The following is a 20,801-nucleotide window of genomic DNA, read 5'->3' on the forward strand; positions in this document are numbered from 1 at the left end:
GATGCGCGGCAAGAGCTTGGCAGTGTAGCCTCAACACCAGGTTACACGCGGCGATCATCGCTCTAAACTTCATAAAAATTTGTCTGAGTCCGGATCGTCCTGGGCAGGCTACTCTTAACGGAGAAGCGCCAGCCGCTGGGCGATCCTATCGGACGGAGGCGAGGTTCACCCTTTCGAAAGTCCTGGCCGCGCCGGCCTCGCGCATCGCCGGGGGCAGCGTTTCCCAGGCCCGGATCAGCTCTCCGATGGAAGCTGCTTCCATCTTGCGCATGACATTGCCGCGGTGAAGCTTGACGGTCACTTCACTGATGCCGAGGTCGAAAGCGATCTGTTTGTTGAGGCGCCCACGAGCCACTTCATGCAGCACCTCGCGCTCGCGCGGGGTCAGCGTCTCGACACGCTCGATGTTGCGCTTGACGACCACCGCATCCGCCCGCCGCTTGGCATCCACCGCAATGCCCGCGATCACGGCGTCAAGGAGTGTTTGGTCGCGCACCGGTTTGGTGAGAAAATCCACCGCGCCCGCCTTCATCGCCTGGACAGTCATCGGTATGTCGCCATGCCCAGTCAGGAAGATGATGGGCTTGGGATTGCCGTTTGACGCAAGATGGTGCTGTAGATCCAGGCCGCTTGCCCCTGGCATGCGGACGTCGAGGATCAAGCAACCGGGGCTGTCCAAGACGTCAGCGTCGAGCAATTCTCGGGTCGAAGCGAAGCAGACCGGTTCAAAGCCCATCGACAGTATCAACTCCGACAGTGCCTCCCGAACAGACGCATCGTCATCGACAATGATGACGAGCGGCTGCTGCGGCTCGGCGTTCCGCTGCCGTGACACCGGCGTCGATCTCTGCAAGAGCGGTTGGTCAACTCTCATGTTCATCCCTCGGTTCTTGGTTGCGTAAAGCGTCGCTCACAGCCGCAAGCAGGGCTTGGCCATCGAAGGGCTTTCGGAAAAACCCGCTGATGCCTTTGGCGCGGTGCTGATCGGCTATCTCGTGACGACCGGTGATCAGGAACACCGGCAGGTCCGCACGCGTCTTCTTGACCAAGTCACGAAGTTCAAAGCCGTCCGTACCAGGCATCCCGATATCGGTAATGAGCAAGTCCACGTCAGACAGCCCGCTGACGAGCAGTGATCCCGCCGACGAGAAGATGCGGGCAGCATAGCCCGCAGACTCCAAAAGGTTCTCGAGCGACTCGAGCAATCTTGGGTCGTCATCGACAATCGCCACGACAGGTCGCACCTTGCTCACACTCCGTTCCCTCCCGTTCGTCGAGAGTGGCTGATCGGTATCTCCAACCGCTCCGCCATGCGCACGAGATCAGCGAGTGATGCCGCAACCATTTTCTGCATCACGTTCCGTCTATGGATTTGCAGCGTGACCTCGCTGATCCCCAACTCAGCCGCGGCCTGTTTGTTGAGCAGGCCACTCACAACGAGCGGCAGCACCTCGCGTTCTCGCTGCGTGAGCTCTTGATAGCGTTGCCTCAACACGGTGAGTTCGGCGCGCTCTGATCGCCTTTCCCGGTCCTGGGCGATCGCTGCCCGGATCGCGACCATGAGGTCCGTATCGCTGAAAGGCTTTGTCAGGAAGTCCACAGCGCCGTGCTTGATCGCACGCACAGAGGACGGGATGTCGCCATGCCCCGTTATGAAGACGATCGGCGGATGATCGCCCTCGGCGATCTGCTTCTGCAGATCTAGACCGTTGATGTCAGGCAATTCCACATCGAGGATCAGGCAGGCGGGGACGTCCGGCTTGTCGGCAAGGACATAGTCGCCGGCCGATCCGAACGCTACGGCGCGCATGCCATGGGACTCCAGAAGCTCACCAAGCGCTTCCCGAATACGCACGTCGTCATCGACGATGAAGACCATTTGATCGTGGGGCGTCATGCTGCCGCTTTCATTTCAACTGGCATCGTGAAGACGAACGCCGTTCCGTGCGGATCGTTCTTCTCCACCCACAACCGTCCGCCATGGGACTCGACGATCGAACGGCAGATCGCGAGTCCCATGCCCATGCCATGCTCTTTCGTCGTAAAGAACGGCTCGAATATTCGGTCAGGAAACTCAATGCCCGGGCCACAATCGCTGATCTCGATCTGGATCGCGTCCCCTATACGGCCCACGCGAAGTCCAAGAACCTTGTCACCGGTAACAGAGTCCATCGCCTCGATCCCATTGCGGATGAGGTTCACCAGAACCTGCTGGATCTGCACCCGATCGAGCGCGACAATAGGAAGGTCGCTTTCGACATCGATATCCAGACGAACACGGCGCCGCACCGCCTCCTCGGCGATGAGGTCGCGCGCCTCCGCGATGACGCTGTCGAGTGCTGTGTAAGCCATCGCGTCTGCCGATTGCTTGAATAAGGCGCGGATACGGCTGACGACATCCGCAGCTGAGTTGGCATCACGGATAATACGCTCCACAGTCTTCTGCGCCCGCTCGATATTTGGCGGATCGGCCGTGAGCCAACGCTGGCAGGCATATGAATTGGCGACAACAGCCGCCAGAGGCTGGTTCACCTCATGCGCTATAGAGGCTGAAAGCTCGGCGAGACTCGCCGCCTGGCTCGCGCGTGCAAGTCTCTCTTGCGCCAGGCGCAGCTCTTCTTGCGTGCGAACTTCACCGTCGATGTCCAGACAGACGACGTTCCACTGAACAATCGCCCCTTCTGCATTGCGCATCGGTGCCGCGCGCGTATCGACCCAGCAATATTCGCCATCGAAGCGACGCAGACGGTGCCTCCGCGCATACGGTTCGCCAGTGGCCAACGAATGAGCATAGTTCGCTTTGACGCCCGCCAGGTCGTCAGGATGAACGCCTTCGTCGAGTGTCCCGGATAGGCGGGATTTTCCCTTACCGTCCAATACCTCCAACTCATATCCGAGGAACTCGCGGAGCTGACGGCTTCGATATATCGGCTCACCATTCGGTGCGGCGCAATCGATCATCACCGGCAGCGTTTCAACCAGCTGCCACAGCGAACGTTCTCTCTCGCGCAGCGCCACCTGTGCGCGCATCTCCTCGTCGATGTCGATGGAGACCTGGTACCAGTGAACGATGGCTCCGTCCCGATCGCGCAGAGGCTCGCAACGCCCTTCTATCCAGCGATAGCTGCCGTCTTTCCAACGCCGGCGATACCGCATGATGAAGGAGTCGCCAGTTTTGAGGCAGCTGGCTGACCTATTGAGCACCTCGAGAGCGTCTTCGGGATGAATCAGATCTCGAGCCACCCTCGTGAAGTCTTCGAAGTTTGCCCCGGAGATGCCGAGTTCCTCCAAAGACCGCCTATTGACGTACGCAAGCTTGCCATCTGGCGTCCAGCTCCAGATGTGGACCGGCAAGGCATCGACAAGCTGCTGAAGCTCGCGCTCTCTTTCGCGCAATGCCTCCTGCGCCCGCATCTCATCTTCAATGTCGATTGAAGCCATATACCATTGAACGATCGCGCCATCGGTATCCCTTAACGGTTGCGCTCGTGCTTCTATCCAGCGGTAGACGCCATCCTTCTCGCGTCGACGAAAGCGGTTCACGAAAGGCTGGCCGGACGCAAAGCCATTCGAAGCCCTCCGAAACATTGTCGGAAAGTCTTCAGGATGGGCCAGGTCCCGGGCCAGGGCATCGAAATCATTGATGTGCGTCGGTGGCGAACCGACCTTCTCCAGGTATCGCTTGCTGGTGTAGGTGATCCTGCCTGAAGGGGCAAAGCTCAGGAGATTCACGGGCACAGCGTCAATCATTTGCTCCAGTTGCCGGTTGGCTTTCCGCAGCGCTTCTTCTGCCCTCACCTGGTCGTCGATGTCGTGCGAAAGACCGTACCATTGGACGACAGTCCCACACTCGTCTCGCATCGGTTCCGCTCGGCCCGACATCCATCGGAAGACGCCGTCAGCGCGACGCAGGCGATAGTTCAGGGAGAAGCTTTCCCCGGTGGTGACCGAGTGGTTGATCGCTGCTTCCAGCGTGGCGGAGTCATCGGGATGTACGACAGCCGCAATGGCCGCCTTCAGGCCATTTCCTCCGACATTCTCGTATCCTCCTACGTCAAGGCCGAGATACTCAACCATTCGCTTGCTGAAGAAGACCGGCTCGCCCGACGCAGACAGGCGCCAGAGGAAGCTCGGCACCATGTCGACCAGTTGCGAGAGTTCCCGCTCCCGCTCGCGCAACGCTTCCTGTGCGCGCATCTCGTCGTCGACGTCGATAGAGATCACATACCACTGAACAATCGCGCCGCTGTGATCACGCAGCGGCTCGCCGCGTCCATCCACCCAGCGGTACGCTCCGTCCGCACGGCGCATTCGATACTTCATGGAGTATGGTTCGCCGGTAGCCAGAGAGTGGCGGACGGTCTCCAGGAGGCGTGCCGCATCTTCGGGATAGACGAGGGACTGTATGGCCGCCGCCTGCCGGCTCATCCCCGGCTTGTCCAGATCCGCCACACCGTCGAGACCGAAGAAGTCAAGCAAACGTCTGTTGAAGAAGGTCGGCTCGCCTTCAGGCGTCAGCCGTCTGATCTGGACTGGGACCATGTCGACGAGCTGAGAAAGTTCCCGCTCCCGACCGCGCAGCTCCGCCACGGTTTTCTTGTAGACATCGTTGTCGAGCGCGATTCCGTACCATCCCGTGATACGACCCTGGCTGTCGCGCGCGGGCCGCGCGGCGGTTCGGGCCCATACATAGGTGCCGTTTGCGCGCCGAAAGCGAAACTCGACATTGAAATGATCGCCGGTCCTCAGACAATGGCGCCAGGTAACCGCGATCTGCTCATAGTCGTCTGGATGAAGCAAACGCTTCCAGGCGGTGTACCCCTCGTTCAATGGAGCGTTCAGATCCTCCAGCGTCACCCCGAGGGAGCTCAGCGCGAACGGATGCAGGTAGATCCATCTACCCGCCGCATCGAACGCCCATCCGTTCCCGAATATGCTTTCAACGATTTTCGCCGATTGAATTGGCCCGGCATTGTTCTCAACCAAGTGATCCAGGTTCGCCCCGGAAAGCGGTTCCCCATCTGTCACCAGATCATCAATGTCCACACTGACACTGTAGCCGGGCTCCGATCGGGTCTCGTTCCAGCGATAACTTCCGTCGGCCTGCAGTTGCCTGTGCCTCGTTACCTGGGGGACACCTGTCCAGAACGCGCGGGCGACTGCGTGCGCCGCCGCTGTCCGGTCGTCCGGATGGACCAGTCTCAGGGAATGGTGAGCGTCGGAGGCTGCTTCCTTCTCGGCCGCAATGATCACGTCAGCGGAGCGCTCTGTGGCTGCGGACGGCGAATCGCCTTCAATCAATGTGCCATACCATGCAACGGGGTTACCTTCGCTATCGCACAGCGGCTGTCCGGAGATTCGGCTCCAACCGTAAGCACCGCTCGCGCGCAAAATGCGGTGCTCCACATTGTAGTGCTCACCTGTCTGCAGGCAGCGACGCCACTCGGCCACGGCTCGGTCATAGTCGTCTGGATGGATTAGCCGCTTCCAACCCGCGGGGCCACCTTCTGACGAAGTGTTGAACTCCTCCAGCGTCGTGCCGAGAAGCGATAGCGTGCTGGGAGTAACATAGCTGAATCTGCCGGCCGCGTCTGTCGCCCACCCATTGCCGACCACGCTTTCAATGATCCGAGCCGCCCGCAACGCTTCCGCGTCGGGTTCGCCAAGCGAGTTGAACGCTGTCGTCATTGTCTTCTCCTGCCGGACAATGAAAGGCGGAGACTGTCAGCGCCTTCTCTAACTCTCATCATTGACCATCTGGGCTCGTGAATTCGTTTTTCCGATCTTAACCGGACCACGCCGCAGCCGCACCTCATGGAAATCCATGAGATGTGAGTGACCAAACCTCCGGGGTGAGGCACCTACACGTCCCGATTGAAGCTATAGCCTCTCACGCGGAGAAATCGAAAACCTAGCCGTTAAAAACGCATGCCTTCACCGACATACAGAAAGCCTCGGGCCTCGCCTCAACTACGCTGAGCAGTCCCCGGAACTCCCCGTGAAATTCATCTTCGCCATGCCGGTATTTTCGTAATGTTTGCCGCAACACTCGCTCGGGGCAAAGGCCAAATGCCCGCTCGCCTCCAAGCTGCCAAGATCGGCGATCCACAGCGTGTATCGCAATGCCGGGTTCACGGTGATCGCGATGCCGGCCTCCGGCGGACCGATCTTGAGACGCCTGCCAATCCAAGTGGTTTGCCTATCGAAGTTTTTGACGGGCTGAGCCAAGCGCTGCAAGTCGGGCGCAGTTCTATCTCGATTTTGCGAGCGGCCCGTTCTAAGTGTTCAACCGATCGGACGCGAAGCCATTGCGAGCGTCGTTCACACAGGATGGGCGCCGCCAATGCCCAGATTCAATTCATCAAGGCCTTTTCGGAGACCCACTTCACCGTACACCTCCAAGTCAATCGACTTGTCTCCGTTCGTGATGCATGGCGACGACGACTAGATCGTTCCGATCCATGACTCGGCGCTACTCTCGCGAACACTGAAGCGAGCAACACTTGAGGTCTATGAGGAATTTCCGCACGGCATGTGCACGACGCAGGCCGACACTATCAAATCCTGACCTGCTCACCCTAGTCAGGTCGTAGGCTCGCGCCGCCTCCCCCGACAAGAGCCCAGTCTGGCTGCCGCTCTCATCGGCAGGTATCCCCCTTCACAAACAGGGGCAAGACAACGATCAGAACGACCATCTTCATCGCTGCTATCGCAGCCATCTCCCTATACGCTGGTGCAGATGATTTTCGGCTCGGATATCTCAATATGTACTTCGACCCGTGTCAACCGGACGAGATACGGACGACGAATGCAGGGGTTTTTCCGGTTTCTCTCTGCAGCCAACGAAGAGGCAGGCGAGCTTCTTACCTGTCCGGCTTCCGATTTTTGAGCACAGGGGCATTCCGCTCTTGCGCAAAGCACGATGAACGTCAGGACGAATGAGATGTCCGAGATGCCCGCGACCACCAACTTCTCCAACGCACCCGGCGCGGCCGTGCCTCAGCCGCGGCCGGCTGCCTTCGTCGAGCAGCCAGCTCGGCCCTCGGCGGAAGAGCCGAGTGCCTTGCCGGTTGGTACGGAAGCTACTCCCGGCGACGTCACTGCGGCGGTATCTAGGAGCCGCCGCCTCAAGCGGATCGCATTTGCGGCGACGTTTCTGATTTGCGCAACCGCGGGAGGTGATTGGGGCTATGGCTACTGGACCGCAGGCCGGTATCTGGAGTCTACCGACGACGCCTATTTGAAAGCCGATTACACGACGGTGGCGCCGAAGATATCGGGCTACATTGCCGATGTGCCGGTGCATGACAACCAGACTGTCGAGACCGGGCAGGTTCTCGCCCGCATCGATGACCGCGACTTCCGTGCCGCGCTCGCCCAGGCTGATGCCGAGGTCGAGGCCGCCGAGGCGGCCGTCCGTAATCTCGACGCACAGATCGCGCTCCAGCAGTCGCTGATCCTGCAGGCAAAGGCGACAGTCGCCGCAACGCAAGCTTCGCTGGCGTTCGCCAGCACCGACGCCGACCGCTATGCGACGTTGGCAAGGAGCGGCACCGGTACCGCGCAGAAAGCCGAAGCAAGCCGCGCCCAGGCCGATCAACTCATCGCCGGGTTGCAGCGCGACCAGGCTTCCCTAGCCGCCGCAAAGGCTAAGATCGACGTACTCGCCACCGAGCGCGACAGTGCCGTTGCCCAAACGGATCGCGCCGAGGCGGCTTCCGATCAGGCCCGACTGACCCTTTCCTATGCCACAATCACGGCACCGGTCGACGGCACGGTCGGCGCGCGCACGCTCAGGGTTGGACAGTATGTGGCATCAGGCACGCAGTTGATGGCTGTGGTGCCGCTGGATGCCGTCTATGTCGTCGCCAACTTCAAGGAGACGCAGCTCGCTCATGTGCGTCCCGGGCAGCCGGTGCGCGTCGCCGTCGACGGCTTCCCTGGCGTCGAATTGACTGGTCACGTCGACAGCCTGTCGCCGGCGAGCGGCCTGGAATTCGCATTGCTGCCGCCCGACAACGCGACCGGCAACTTCACCAAGATCGTGCAGCGTATCCCGGTGAGGATCTCCATCGACAATCACAAGCTCGACGGGCTGCTCAGGTCCGGCATGTCCGTCGAGCCGACCATTAACACCAAAGCGGCCGTGCTGGCCGACGGTCGTTCCTCAGTTTCGCGATGATTGACACTGGCGCCGTTCTTACTGGCGCTTGAGGAGTTGCAGCAATGAAAACCGCCGTCTCCTCGCTTCCGACGTCGGCCGGCGACGTCCAGAACGCGGCCGGATCTGCTGGTGCCCGCAATTCGCTGCGGGTCTGGGTGGCGGTGATAGGCTCTGCTCTCGGAGCATTCATGGCCGTACTCAATATTCAGATCGTCAATGCCTCGCTTGCTGACATCCAGGGGGCGATTGGGGCTGGCATCGATGACGGTGGCTGGATCTCGACGTCCTACCTCATAGCGGAGATTGTGGTGATCCCGCTGACCGGCTGGCTGTCTCAGGTCTTCTCGCTGCGCATCTATCTGATCACCAACGCGGTGCTGTTCCTCGTCTTTTCGGTCGTCTGCGCCTTCGCCGCCAATCTAGGTCAGATGATTGTCCTACGAGCGATCCAGGGTTTTACCGGCGGCGTGCTCATCCCGCTCGCCTTCACCATTGTCATCACGCTGCTGCCGAAAGCCAAGCAGCCGATCGGCCTGGCCCTGTTCGCACTGTCGGCCACCTTCGCGCCAGCGATAGGCCCGACCATCGGCGGCTATCTCACCGAGAACTGGGGCTGGCAATACATCTTCTACGTCAACCTGGTGCCGGGCGCGCTGATGGTCGGCATGCTGTGGTTTTCGCTCGACGGCCAACCGATGCGGCTTGGCCTGCTCGCCAAAGGCGACTGGCCGGGCATTGTCACCATGGCCATCGGACTGGCGGCCCTGCAGACCGTACTTGAGGAAGGCAACAAAGACGACTGGTTCGGCTCGCCCTTTATCGCGCGGCTGGCAATCGTCGCCGCGGTGTCGCTGACCCTGTTCGTCTGGATCGAGCTGACTTCGAGCCATCCGCTGCTGAACCTCAGACTGCTGGTACGCCGCAACTTCGGCTTCGGCACCCTCGCTAACTTCCTGCTTGGCATCGCGCTTTACGGCTCGGTCTTCATCGTGCCCGTCTATCTCGCCCGTATTCAGGGCTACAATGCCGAACAGATCGGCAGGGTGCTTGCCTGGAGTGGCCTACCGCAACTCCTTCTGATCCCACTGGTGCCTGGCCTCATGCAGCGCTTCGACATCCGTCTCGTCATCGCGATCGGCTTTGCCCTGTTTGCCGCCTCGAACTTCATGAACATCCATATGAGCGCAGCATATGCCAGCGACCAGCTGTTCTTGCCGAACATCGTGCGCGCCATCGGCCAGGCTCTTATATTGGCGCCGCTATCCGCGATCGCCACATCNGCCACATCAGGCATCGAGAATGAGAATGCCGGCTCGGCATCGGCGCTATTCAACATGACCCGCAACCTCGGCGGCGCCGTCGGCATCGCGCTGCTGCAGACCTTCCTCACCAAGCGCGAGCAGTACCATTCGAACGTGCTGGTTCAGTCGGTATCGGTGTTTGAGGAGGCAACCCGCGTCCGCATCGCGCGGCTGACCGCCTACTTCCACTCGCATGGCATCAACGACCAGGCGCTCGCCGCACAAAAGGCGATCGTTGCGATCGCGCTGAGAGCCCGCCAGCAGGCCTATGTAATGGCCTTCAACGACACTTTCTTCCTGCTTGGCGTCAGTCTGACGATCGCGTTGGCGGCTGTCCTGTTGCTGAAGAAGCCGGGTCATATAGCAGCCGGCGGCGCCCACTAACCTACTGGGGGAAGCCGGGAACGCCACCGGACATCAATTCGCCGGTTCGAGCTCCAGGGCCAGTAGGCTTCATAGGACGCGGCTTTGGCATGGCCGCACTAGGATGCAGTGTGAATTCGCGAGCCGTGATAGGTGCTGCGCCAAGCGCTGACAATGCTCACGCCGGTTGCCGCGCCATTGCGCGACCACAGATGTGCCGGGCACCAGCGAAGAGAAATCGACCTCGACCGTAGCAAGGTGTAACACCAGCTCGGCGGGCCGTCTTTCGGGTTCGCCAGGATTGCTCATGATGAAGGTCTCTGTTGCTGGAAAGTGCTTCATCGCGCCGGCGGCAATCGAGCAGGCATGTCTGCGGCCGTGGTCATCTCTTTGCTCAAGTGGCACCATGGGGGCCGAGGCGGGATATCAGTCATTGTGCCAGCAGTGTGTGCGCCCGATACTTTCGCTTATTATTTCCTCAGCGAAGGATTGGCCTGATAACCGAGAACGCCATGCGGCGACAGGAGGTCTTGGCTCTTCCGGCGACCATTTCTCACGCCAGGCTTGGCGCGCGCGCGGCAATCAAAGAACAATTGTTTCGGCGCGCTCACACCTCGGCATAGGCATACCTACCTGTCTGCATCGTAGCCGTCTTTCCTGCCAAGTGCGAGCCTTCCAACGCGCTATCCGGAACGACCGGCGCCAAGTGGCCGAACGGGATCCTGCCCCTCCATTTGCGGAACGTCATCTGCATTCAGACGAGAGAAAGATCGTGAAACTCTACTACAGTTCCTTCGCCTGCAGTTTGGCTGACCACATCGCGCTTGAGGAGGCCGGCGCTTCCTTCCAGCGCGAGGCGATAGACCTCCAGACGAAACGAATGGCTTCCGGGCACGACTTCCTCACGATCTCGGCAAAGGATAGTGGCGAAACGCTGACCGGGAACGGCACGCACGACGGCGAGCATGTTTGGTTTCAATGCTGGCAAGGAGAAGCAACATGAAAATTGTGGTCATTGGCGGCTCACGTTACATAAGAGCGCGCACCGTCAAGAAACTGCAGCGTAAGGGCCACGAGGTGGAGGCTGCGGCCTCACTCCCTCGCGTCGACAACTACATTGCGGACTATCGCGATGCTGGCTACGCTGGCCAAACTCTGAGGCGTCTGCTCCTGCATTTGGCGTCGCTCGTTCATGAGCTGGGGCGTCAAGGACGAATATGGCGCGGCAAGCTTTGCATTCGGGTCGAAGGACATGACCCCAAAGCGATGTAGATCGCAAGCGCATGACGCGCTTAGAAGCACTCTCGGCCTGGTCAAGGCGGCCGGAGTGAAGGGACTACGGTTACGCAAATCCAATCACTTAATGCCAATTCAGAATTAACTGTCATTGAGGCCATTGGTAAACTCGATCTTTGATCGGAAACCCCTACCCTCAGCCAGAAAACTCTCCTGTTTTCAATCGCATAGCCCGCCCGCCAGCAACCCATAATTCCGGACTGGTTACCCCGTGAAATGCTCAATAATTCCGGACGTCGCACCAGACTGCCATTTATGCGACTTTTCGAGCACAGACCGGGAACATCTGACCGGTTCCATTTATCGCCCAAGGCCAGTTTAGCGCTGGTGCGGGAGTTCAGAAATGGCCGCAACTGGGCCGCGAGCTGACGGTCAGCTTCATGGCTGAAGCGTCAGCAAGCGGACGTTCCGCTGGAGATCTCGGCTCAAAGCCTGGCAGTGGGGCATCGCGTTGCTTGCCGACACTGACAATTCAATGTCTCCTTCGAGCGCCCGGCGGATATCGTGTCTCGAAACTTGTCGGACAAGGCCGCAGGAAAAGCGGCGACATTTCTCGTCATGGGTCGAACCCGAGATGCCGGGGACGTGCCGTTTCATCTGAGAATCCCCTTAGGAGCAGAACAAGACCCCGCGTAAGATCACGTTCAAAGTCATAGCGGAAAGGCACGAATTCGGTGGTTTGAAGCGCTGCGTTAGCAAGGGGCGACGGATGAGAAAGCGTCGGAGGAAGGCTGCAAAGCGCCGGACGTGACGAACGTAGTCCTGCTGGGTTTGGAGCCCTAGGCCCCGCATGAGCATACCTTGCTGCATGCGCTGGCGAAGCGGCGTGATCGGTGCATCGGTCGACAGAGTTTCCATGGCAAGTTCCTCTCGTTGAAGGAACTCCATGGTCGGATCGCAGCTTCTACCAGCTCAAGACCAATGCCTGTCGTACCATTTCAGAATGAGGCGCCCCTCCCGCGAAGCGGGTTCGTGCATGAGGCGCAAAGCAGCCATTCGCTGAACCTTGATCAGACTAGTAGTCTGAAATGGGGCCGAGAGCGGTCAGGCACCTTCCGGCGCCTCGATTGTGGAAGCGGCGCTCAGGTATCTACAATCGAATGGTGAGGGCCACGCGTCCAGAGACGCTGCACGAGTAGCGAGCGTCGCTTTGGCAATTCAGAGGAGGCAAAGGAAGCCTCCAGTTTTCGACTCAGCACCGTCACCAACTTTCAAACGAAATGGTGACGAACCAGCGCTCTTACCGCGTGTCGCCTCGGCTCACCCGCTTGTCACAAAGGTAAGGAACACCCGAGAGACGAGCACTGACAGAGCTCATGATCGACTCTGTCTGTGAGCTTTATTCATTGCTAAAATTTGCCGGTGGAGCATTGGATTCTGCATGTAATTAAGATATTGCTAATATCATGGAAGAGATTGGGGACGCTACCCAAGTAGGGGCAGCTCCGGAGAGATCAAGTTTGGGCGGTATTATTCCGCCTGGACCGGATTCTTGTTGCACCGAGGCGAGTGAGCCCCGCGCGTAAGAATCCCGAGCTACCCCCAATCGCCGGGTAACTCCATGTAACATCAGGGGTATAATCCTATGGCCAACAAGTTGCCCAAAGCCACGTCGCAGATCACCTTCAATGGCTCTGAAGATCATCTCATAACGGTTACCTTAAGCGGAACGGACCAGGACGGGACGGTTACGGGATATATCCTGGCCTCGCTGCCCTCGAGTGGCACTCTCTACCTGGATATTGCTCATACGCAACCTGCCCTCCTAAACACTGTCTACTCAACCAATACGTTTTACTTCCTTCCTGCCGCCAATTTTAACGGCAGTATCTCCTTCAATTTCAATGTCCGGGACAACCAAGGCGGCGTTTCGCCAAGTGCCGGAGCCATCACTATCAGCGTCGCGGCGGTCAATGATGCGCCTGTAGTCGATCTGAACGGCGCGGCCAATGGCACGTCCGCCACGCTGAACTATTCCCCGGGCGGCTCGGCAGCAAAAATTGCCCCCTCTGCAATCGTTACAGACATCGACTCCTCGAAATTCGCCGGCGGATCGCTGCGTGTTTCGATTACTCAAAACAAGGCAATATCGGACCAACTCACCATTGCCACCGACGCGACCGTCACGGTTTCGAGCGGCTCTGTGTTTGTAGGTGGCACCAAGGTTGGAGCGGTTTCAGGCGGCAGCAATGGCTCGGATCTCATTATAAGCTTGGCCAATGGTGCAACGCCGAGTTTGGTGTCGACACTTCTCGAGCATATTTCCTATTCGAATTCGTCAGGCGCTCCGCCTTCGTCACCACGCACGGTCACGTTCACTGTGGTGGACGGCGGCGGAACGGCCAATGGTGGCACCGATACAGGCTTGGCAACAGCCACGATCAACATAATCAATCATTCCCCGACCGGTTCGGTGACGGTTGCCGGCACGGCGACCGAGGACCAGGTGCTGACGGCCTCGAACACGCTGGCCGACGCCGACGGGCTGGGCGCGATCAGCTACCAGTGGCAGCGAAACACCGGCTCCGGCTTCTCCAACATCGCCGGCGCGACGGCATCGACCTTCACGCTTGGCGACGCCGATGTNGATCGCCAACGTCAACGATACCCCGACGGGATCTGTGACGGTTGCCGGCACGGCGACCGAGGACCAGGTGCTGACGGCCTCGAACACGCTGGCCGACGCCGACGGGCTGGGCGCGATCAGCTACCAGTGGCAGCGCAACACCGGCTCCGGCTTCGTCAACATCGGCGGGGCAACTGCCTCGACCTTCACGCTCGGCGACGGCGATGTAGGCGCCACCGTACGCGTGGTGGCGAACTATACCGACGGGCACGGCACGGCAGAATCCGTGGCCAGTGCGGCGACTGCGGCGATCGCCAACGTCAACGATAACCCGACGGGATCTGTGACGGTTGCCGGCACGGCGACCGAGGACCAGGTGCTGACGGCCTCGAACACGCTGGCCGACGCCGACGGGCNCGGAATCCGTGGCCAGTGCCGCGACCGCTTCCATCGCCAACGTCAACGATAACCCGACGGGATCTGTGACGGTTGCCGGGACAGCCACCGAGGACCAGGTGCTGACGGCCTCGAATACCTTGGCCGACGCCGACGGGCTGGGCACCATCAGCTATCAATGGCAGCGAAACACCGGTTCCGGCTTCGCCAACATCGGCGGCGCGACGAACGCGACCTACTCGCTGGGCGACGCCGACGTCGGCGCTACCGTCCAGGTGGTGGCGAGCTACACCGATGGCCACGGCACTGCGGAGTCGAAGGCCAGTGCACCGACCGCGGCGATTGCCAACGTCAACGACGCCCCGACGGGATCTGTGACGGTTGCCGGGACAGCCACCGAGGATCAGGTGCTGAGCGCCTCGAACACCTTGGCCGACGCCGATGGGCTCGGCACCATCAGCTACCAGTGGCAGCGAAACACCGGCTCCGGCTTCTCCAACATCGNGTGACGGTTGCCGGGACAGCCACCGAGGATCAGGTGCTGAGCGCCTCGAACACCTTGGCCGACGCCGATGGGCTGGGCACGATCAGCTACCAGTGGCAGCGCGACACCGGCTCCGGCTTCGCCAACATCGGCGGCGCCACCAGTACCACCTACACGTTGAGTGAAGCCGATGTCGGCGCAACGGTGCGCGTGGTGGCGAGCTATACCGACGGGCACGGCACGGCCGAATCCGTGGCCAGCGCCGCGACCGCGGCGATTGCCAACGTCAATGACGCGCCGACCGGGTCGGTGACGGTTGCCGGGACAGCCACCGAGGATCAGGTGCTGAGCGCCTCGAACACCTTGGCCGACGCCGATGGGCTNGACCAGGTGCTGACGGCCTCGAATACCTTGGCCGACGCCGATGGGCTGGGCACGATCAGCTACCAGTGGCAGCGCGACACCGGCTCCGGCTTCGCCAACATCGGCGGCGCGACGAACACCACCTACACGCTGGGCGACGCCGATGTCGGCGCGGCTGTGCGCGTGCTGGCGAGCTTCACCGACGGGCACGGCACGGCGGAATCGGTGGCCAGTGCCGCGACCGCGGCGATTGCCAACGTCAATGACGCACCGACAGCGGGATCTCTTTCGCCGCTGGCGCTAGCAGTGGCGAGTCCCTTGAGCTTCACACTCCCGTCAGATCTCTTTTTCGATCCAGATCCAGGCGACCATCTTACGCTGACTTCAAGTCAGGCTAACGGCGATCCTTTACCATCCTGGTTAAATTTTAATCCGAACACAGGTGTATTTACCGGTACCCCGTCAAACGCCGACGTTGGCACTCTTGAGCTCCGCGTAACAGCCACAGATACGTCCTTCGCGGAAGCCCATGTGGATTTTGCCCTCAGCATAGTGAACGGCGTGATCATCAACGGCACCCCCGACAACGACACATTGAACGGAACGATTGACGTTGACGCCATATTCGGCCTTGCCGGCAATGACACGTTGTCTGGCTCGGCGGGTAACGATCTTCTCGATGGCGGGGATGGCAATGACACGTTGAATGGCGGGTCTGGGAGTGACGTGCTGGTTGGCGGGCTGGGCAATGACACGCTGCAGGACGGCAGCGGCAACGATTCGCTTTATGGCGGGGATGGCGATGACATTCTCAGCCTGAGCTATTCCGGTCCCTCCGGCGTTTCGCTGACGCAGGGCGTGGACGCGGGATTGGGCAATGACAGCATCTTTTTGTACAACTCGGCAGCTTCCATCGCGTACACCGTTGACGGGAATGACGGGAACGACACACTCAGCATCAATGTAAGAAACTCTTCTGTAAGCGCGGCATTGGGCGCCGGAAGCGACACAGTTATATATACGGGAACTTACCTTTATAATGGACAGTCCCTTGAGAATAATACTATTGATATAAATTTTGGAGATGGTGACAATAGATTTCTATTCCTAAATAGCTACAACTATGGATTAAATGCTAATACTCATCTTCTGTTTGGATCTGGAAACGATACAATCGGCTATGACCGTTACGACCCCGTTACTAGCTCCGGCGGATCTTTTTCTGCTGATTTTGGCGATGGAGATAATTCCGCATACATTTATGCATACTCTGGTACTGTCAACATTACTTCCGGAGCGGGCGCAGATCAGATTTCAGTGAGCGGGAATACAATATCGGTTTCGACCGGCGCCGGAGCCGACGCCGTGAACGTGTCAGGCGCTGGGTCCGTTTCAACCGGCGAGGGCGATGATACAGTATCTGCTGGCGGGACACTGTCTCTTACGACGGGCGATGGGAACGACACCGTCAGCATCTCCGGGTCCGTCATCACCGACCTTGGATCAGGCAATGACGTGGCGCATCTCGGGCTGCAGGGCGGCACCCCGACCTTGACGCTCGGAACAGGCACTGACAACCTCGTTATCGATTCTTGGAATGGNAATGACGTGGCGCATCTCGGGCTGCAGGGCGGCACCCCGACCTTGACGCTCGGAACAGGCACTGACAACCTCGTTATCGATTCTTGGAATGGAACAGCTTCTGCTACCGTCACCGACTTCGTCGCCGGCCCAAGTGGAGAGAAGCTCGACTACAGTGCCATCCTCAATCAACTGATCGGATGGGACGGCTCCTCCAACCCGTTCGGATCAGGCTTCATTCAGCTCGTCCAAGACGGCGCCGACACCCTCTTCCAGATCGATCGCGATGGGGCGAGCTCCAACCAAGCCTACACCACCCTAATCCGCTTCCAGAACACCACCGCAGCCGACTTCACAGCCGCAAACTTTAATCCAGCATATCCAACGGATGGATCAATTCCAGCGGGCCAGACGATTGATGGCACGCCAGGTGACGACACCCTGACTGGCGGTGTCGGTCCCGACACTATCAATGGCCTTGCCGGCAATGACACGTTGTCTGGCTCGGCGGGTAACGATCTTCTCGATGGCGGGGATGGCAATGACACNAATCCGCTTCCAGAACACCACCGCAGCCGACTTCACAGCCGCAAACTTTAATCCAGCATATCCAACGGATGGAAGCGGCATTGCCGGACAAACTCTTACCGGTTCTTCTGTTGTCGGCACAATAGGAGATGACGCAATTACGGGCACTGGTGGAAGCGACGTTCTGAATGGCGCCTACGGCGGCGATCACATCACCGGCGGCGGCGGCGACGACAGTCTAACAGGAGGATTTGGCCGAGACACCTTTGTCTTCGGAAGCGGTTTCGGCCACGATGTCATAACAGATTTCAACGCGTCATCCGTAGGGCACGACGTCATCCAGTTCGCCCAAAGCCTATTTGCGGATTTTGCCGCGGTGCAGCCGCATGCCGTGCAGGTCAATGCGGACGTTGTGATCACCCATGACGCAGACAACACGATCATACTGACCAACGTCGATCTGAATCACCTGGAAGCAAGCGACTTTGCGTTCGTGTAGTGTTGTGTCGGAGCCAGAAATGGCCCGAGCTGTGTCAAGGACGAATAAGCGGATTTGTGGCCGCGCTATCGCTCGCGAAACGCTCGTTGGAATGAATCCACGAGGGGCTTGGTGAGGTACGACAGGAAGGTTCGTTCGCCTGTCGAGATGAAGGTCTCGACAGGCATGCCTGGATAAATCTGCTCGGGTTTGATCTGCGCCGGCAGAGTTTCGGACAGCCTGATCCTTACCGTGTAATATGCCTGGCCGGTGTTCGGCGTGACCAACCGGTCGGCCGAGATGTAGAACACCTTACCGGCAACCTTTGGGGTCGTTCGGGCATTGAGCGCCGTGAACATCATGCTCGCTGGCTGACCGACACGGATGGAATCTATGTCTTCGGGCTTGACCTTGGCCTCGACGATGAACTCCTCCATGGTGGGCAGAAGTTCCATTGCGGATTCGCCGGCGCGGATAACACTGCCCACCGAATTGTAGACGGAGCGGACGACGATGCCGTCGACTGGAGTTCGAATGGTAGTTCGCTCCAGCACCGATCGCGCGGCGTTGATCTGCTCTTCAAGGTCAGCCACCTGCGCGCGGACCTTGTTCAAATCCGTGACGGCATCCTCTACCCGAGCAGTGGTCAATCGTTCAATCTGCTGACGATCCTCTTCGATTTGACTCAAAAAGCTCGCGATTTGCGCTTCCATGGCAGCAGCTTGGCCGACTAGATCCGCGGTGCTACGCAACAAGTCAGTGTATTCGGAACGGTTCGTCAGTCCTTTGTCGAGCAGTGCTTTTTTTCGGTCTGTCTCCTCGGTGACGATCGCGAGTTGCTTTTCAATGGCTGCCTTCCGAGCCTGCATTCCGACGATGGCTTCCTGCAGGGCCGCCACCCTTTGTTTCAGTATTCCTTGGTCCGCGGTATGGCGAGCAAAGCGAGCCTGGAACTCCTTGTTTTGCTCGATGATAAATCCGCTGTAACTCGGGTCTGTTGAATAAGGCCGCAGCTCATCGGGCAGATCGATCACCTTCAAGCCGTCCCGCTCCGCATCCAGGCGGGCAATTTCAGCTTTTTGGGCAACCCATTGCTTCAGCACACGGTTGAGCTGTGCCCGTGCCAGGGCCGTGTCGAGAGTGATCAGCGCCTGGCCCTTTGAGACCCGATCCCCTTCTCGCACTCGGATGCTCGTGATGATCCCGCCATCAAGGTGCTGGATCATGACGTTCTGGCCCGCAGCCGCGACCACGCCCGGGGCGATTGTCGCTCCACCTATTGGAGCCGTCGCCGCCCAATACCCGAATCCAAGCAAGAAGACGGCCACACTCAAAAATCCTGCTAGGGACACTCGACCGGTGCGGGTATCGACATTCTCCTGCCAGCGATAAGTCCTGGCTACCACCGGGAGGGTTTGACTAGGACCCGTCATTGGCAGCTTTCGCCTCCGTACGGGAAGGTGACGGGAAGGCAACCACGCCTTCGTTGGCGCTTGGCTGCGCCGCCGCAGCTGGCTGAGCCTGCTGGTTCATTCGCTCGGCCAGCTGAGCCAACACGTCTTTGGTCGAGCCGTAAAGCTCTATCTGGCCATTCCGCATCACGAGCATGCGGTCGCACTTGGATGCCAGTGAAGGGCGATGCGTTATGACCAGGACGGTCGTCTTGCGGGAACGTGCCTGAAGGATCGCGCGCTCAAGTGCGGCTTCGCCGTCAGCGTCGAGATTGGCATTCGGCTCGTCGAGGATGACAACCCTGGGGTCGCCGTAGAAGGCGCGAGCAAGCCCAATCCGCTGAAGCTCACCGCCCGAAAGCCGGACGCCGGTTGGACCGATCACCGTCGAGTATCCCTCCCGGTATGCGAGAATGAGTTCATGCACCTGCGCCAGTTGTGCCGCCTCAACCAATTTCTCGTCCGAAGCCGCGGGTTCAAACCGCGAAACATTCTGGCCGATAGTCCCTGGAAAAAGCTCTACGTCTTGCGGAAGATAACCCATGTACCGGCCGAGCTTTTCAGGGTCCCAGTTTCGGATGTCACCGCCGTCGATGCGGATCGCGCCTGAACGCGGCTCGATAGCGCCAACGATGAGACGCGCCAGGGTGGATTTCCCCGCCTGGCTCGGGCCGACTATCGCCACGGATTCGCCGGCAGCTACCTGAAAGCTCAAACGCTTTATCAGAGGCAGCGACCCGTCGGGTGAGCCGGGAGGGTAATAGATAACCTGATCAGCACCCAAGGCCCCTTGCGGCGTCGGTAACGCGACAATTTCCTTTTGCCTTGCGCTCGAACGGATTGACCCCAGGCGCTTCCACGCAAGTCTCGCGTCAATGATCTGCCGCCAGCTTCCGATGATTTGATCAAGGGGCTGTAGCGCCCGGGCTGAGATCATCGAGGACGCGAATATCATCCCGGCCGTCATCTCGTTGCGCAGAACCAGGACGGCGCCGACACCCAAGATCGCAATTTGTAGAATCGACCGCGCAGTGCGTGAGACCCCGCCGTACAACGCGTTAACGCGAGCAACTCGATCGGAAGCATTCACCGATCCCGAAAAGCGGCTGCCCCAAAATTCCACCGTATGGGACATCATGCCGAGTGCCCGAACGGTCTCGAAATTGCGGGCGAAGGCCTGAGCAGAATTTATTGAGGCATTGAGGCTCTCAGCCGCCTCCTTTGCTGATCTGGAGCTTGCAGCCTGGTTCAGCCAGGCGATGAAAATCATCAGCACGGCGCCAGCAACTGTTACGAGGAACAGCAGAGGGTGGATGAAATAGAGAAGGCCCACAAAGACAGGCCCAAACGGAACGTCAAAAAGAAAGAACAGGGTTCGAGATGCTATGAAATTGCGGAGGAGCGTTAAATCGCGCAGTGCCTGTACGTCGCCCAAGCCAGCGCGAGGGCCGTTCATCGCAGCAAGAAAACACGTTGAGCCAAAGGACGCATCGAGTCTGACCGCAAGGCGGCTCGCGTACATCCCGCGAACGACTTCGAGAACGCCGAAGAGCAAGAGAGAAGATAGCGCAATCAAACTGAGGTAGATCAGCGTATCCAAGTTAGAGGCAGGTAATACCCGATCATAGACCTGCAGCATGTACAGCGGCAAAACTAGCAAGAGCGCATTCATCAACGTCGAAAAGATGCCGAGCTCGACGACGCTTTTCGACACGACACCGCGTGCGCTAGTTGTAGGCATTAGCGATTTGGTCCCTCCCCGGCCAACACCATATTAGAAAACCCTCATATGAGATAGAGCTATAGTGCCATCGATCCTGATATTTGGTG

Annotated in this window: 12 protein-coding genes; 5 read left to right on the forward strand and 7 right to left on the reverse strand. The window is 59.3% G+C overall.

All coding sequences use genetic code 11. From position 1 onward, the window contains the following. Nucleotides 1–145: 145 nt before the first annotated feature. From X743_RS147710 to X743_RS147690, 5 genes are all read right to left on the reverse strand, one after another. Nucleotides 146–874 (reverse strand): response regulator transcription factor, encoded by a 729-nt coding sequence (locus X743_RS147710; protein ID WP_031258038.1) that lies wholly within the window; start codon nt 872–874, stop codon nt 146–148. Further along, the gene (locus X743_RS147705) at nt 864–1,253 is read right to left on the reverse strand and encodes a response regulator (RefSeq protein ID WP_013896619.1); all 390 of its coding nucleotides are present in this window, start codon (nt 1,251–1,253) and stop codon (nt 864–866) included. Before X743_RS147705 ends, X743_RS147710 begins: the two co-directional genes overlap by 11 nt. Then, complete coding sequence (locus X743_RS147700) at nt 1,250–1,897, reverse strand: response regulator (protein WP_023767341.1); 648 nt, start codon at nt 1,895–1,897, stop codon at nt 1,250–1,252. Before X743_RS147700 ends, X743_RS147705 begins: the two co-directional genes overlap by 4 nt. Continuing rightward, nucleotides 1,894–5,688 carry a PAS domain-containing protein gene (locus X743_RS147695; RefSeq protein ID WP_023767342.1) on the reverse strand — a complete coding sequence of 1,265 codons (3,795 nt, stop codon included), beginning with the start codon at nt 5,686–5,688 and terminating at the stop codon, nt 1,894–1,896. The genes X743_RS147700 and X743_RS147695 overlap by 4 nt, the downstream gene beginning before the upstream one ends. 282 nt (nt 5,689–5,970) lie before the next feature. After that, nucleotides 5,971–6,228, reverse strand: coding sequence for a hypothetical protein (locus tag X743_RS147690; protein ID WP_156934474.1), 258 nt, complete (start codon nt 6,226–6,228; stop codon nt 5,971–5,973). 715 nt (nt 6,229–6,943) lie between these two features. Between X743_RS147690 and X743_RS147685 the strand changes: the two genes are divergently transcribed. From X743_RS147685 to X743_RS1000000173985, 5 genes are all read left to right on the forward strand, one after another. Then, nucleotides 6,944–8,182, forward strand: a complete 1,239-nt coding sequence (locus X743_RS147685; protein ID WP_031258040.1) for an HlyD family secretion protein — start codon at nt 6,944–6,946, stop codon at nt 8,180–8,182. 44 nt (nt 8,183–8,226) lie between these two features. Further along, on the forward strand, nt 8,227–9,849 hold the full coding sequence (locus X743_RS147680) for an MDR family MFS transporter (protein WP_023767345.1): 1,623 nt from the start codon (nt 8,227–8,229) through the stop codon (nt 9,847–9,849). Between the two features lie 286 nt (nt 9,850–10,135). Beyond that, complete coding sequence (locus X743_RS1000000172265) at nt 10,136–10,831, forward strand: hypothetical protein (RefSeq protein ID WP_156934475.1); 696 nt, start codon at nt 10,136–10,138, stop codon at nt 10,829–10,831. Further along, entirely contained in the window at nt 10,828–11,100 is a 273-nt protein-coding gene (locus tag X743_RS1000000172270; RefSeq protein WP_156934476.1) for a hypothetical protein, read from the forward strand. Before X743_RS1000000172265 ends, X743_RS1000000172270 begins: the two co-directional genes overlap by 4 nt. A gap of 3,524 nt (nt 11,101–14,624) precedes the next feature. Beyond that, nucleotides 14,625–17,114, forward strand: coding sequence for a putative Ig domain-containing protein (locus tag X743_RS1000000173985; RefSeq protein WP_198028471.1), 2,490 nt, complete (start codon nt 14,625–14,627; stop codon nt 17,112–17,114). 492 nt (nt 17,115–17,606) lie between these two features. On the opposite strand, the gene X743_RS147650 is transcribed toward X743_RS1000000173985, so the two are convergent. Together X743_RS147650 and X743_RS147645 are read right to left on the reverse strand one after the other, a co-directional pair. Beyond that, nucleotides 17,607–18,926: an HlyD family type I secretion periplasmic adaptor subunit gene (locus X743_RS147650; RefSeq protein WP_031258042.1), complete on the reverse strand. Its 1,320-nt coding sequence runs from the start codon at nt 18,924–18,926 to the stop codon at nt 17,607–17,609. 13 nt (nt 18,927–18,939) lie between these two features. Further along, nucleotides 18,940–20,685: a type I secretion system permease/ATPase gene (locus tag X743_RS147645; protein ID WP_198028472.1), complete on the reverse strand. Its 1,746-nt coding sequence runs from the start codon at nt 20,683–20,685 to the stop codon at nt 18,940–18,942. Nucleotides 20,686–20,801 lie beyond the last annotated feature (116 nt).

The sequence above is a fragment of the Mesorhizobium sp. LNHC232B00 genome, assembly GCF_000502435.1.
Taxonomy (GTDB): Bacteria; Pseudomonadota; Alphaproteobacteria; order Rhizobiales; family Rhizobiaceae; genus Mesorhizobium; species Mesorhizobium opportunistum.

What these genes read in the sequence shown, in the direction of transcription:
- X743_RS1000000172270 (WP_156934476.1), top strand. Translation starts at nt 10,828, where the DNA reads ATGAAAATTGTGGTCATTGGCGGCTCACGTTACATAAGAGCGCGCACC.
- X743_RS147695 (WP_023767342.1), bottom strand. Translation starts at nt 5,688, where the DNA reads ATGACGACAGCGTTCAACTCGCTTGGCGAACCCGACGCGGAAGCGTTG.
- X743_RS147685 (WP_031258040.1), top strand. Translation starts at nt 6,944, where the DNA reads ATGTCCGAGATGCCCGCGACCACCAACTTCTCCAACGCACCCGGCGCG.
- X743_RS147700 (WP_023767341.1), bottom strand. Translation starts at nt 1,897, where the DNA reads ATGACGCCCCACGATCAAATGGTCTTCATCGTCGATGACGACGTGCGT.
- X743_RS1000000172265 (WP_156934475.1), top strand. Translation starts at nt 10,136, where the DNA reads ATGATGAAGGTCTCTGTTGCTGGAAAGTGCTTCATCGCGCCGGCGGCA.
- X743_RS147710 (WP_031258038.1), bottom strand. Translation starts at nt 874, where the DNA reads ATGAGAGTTGACCAACCGCTCTTGCAGAGATCGACGCCGGTGTCACGG.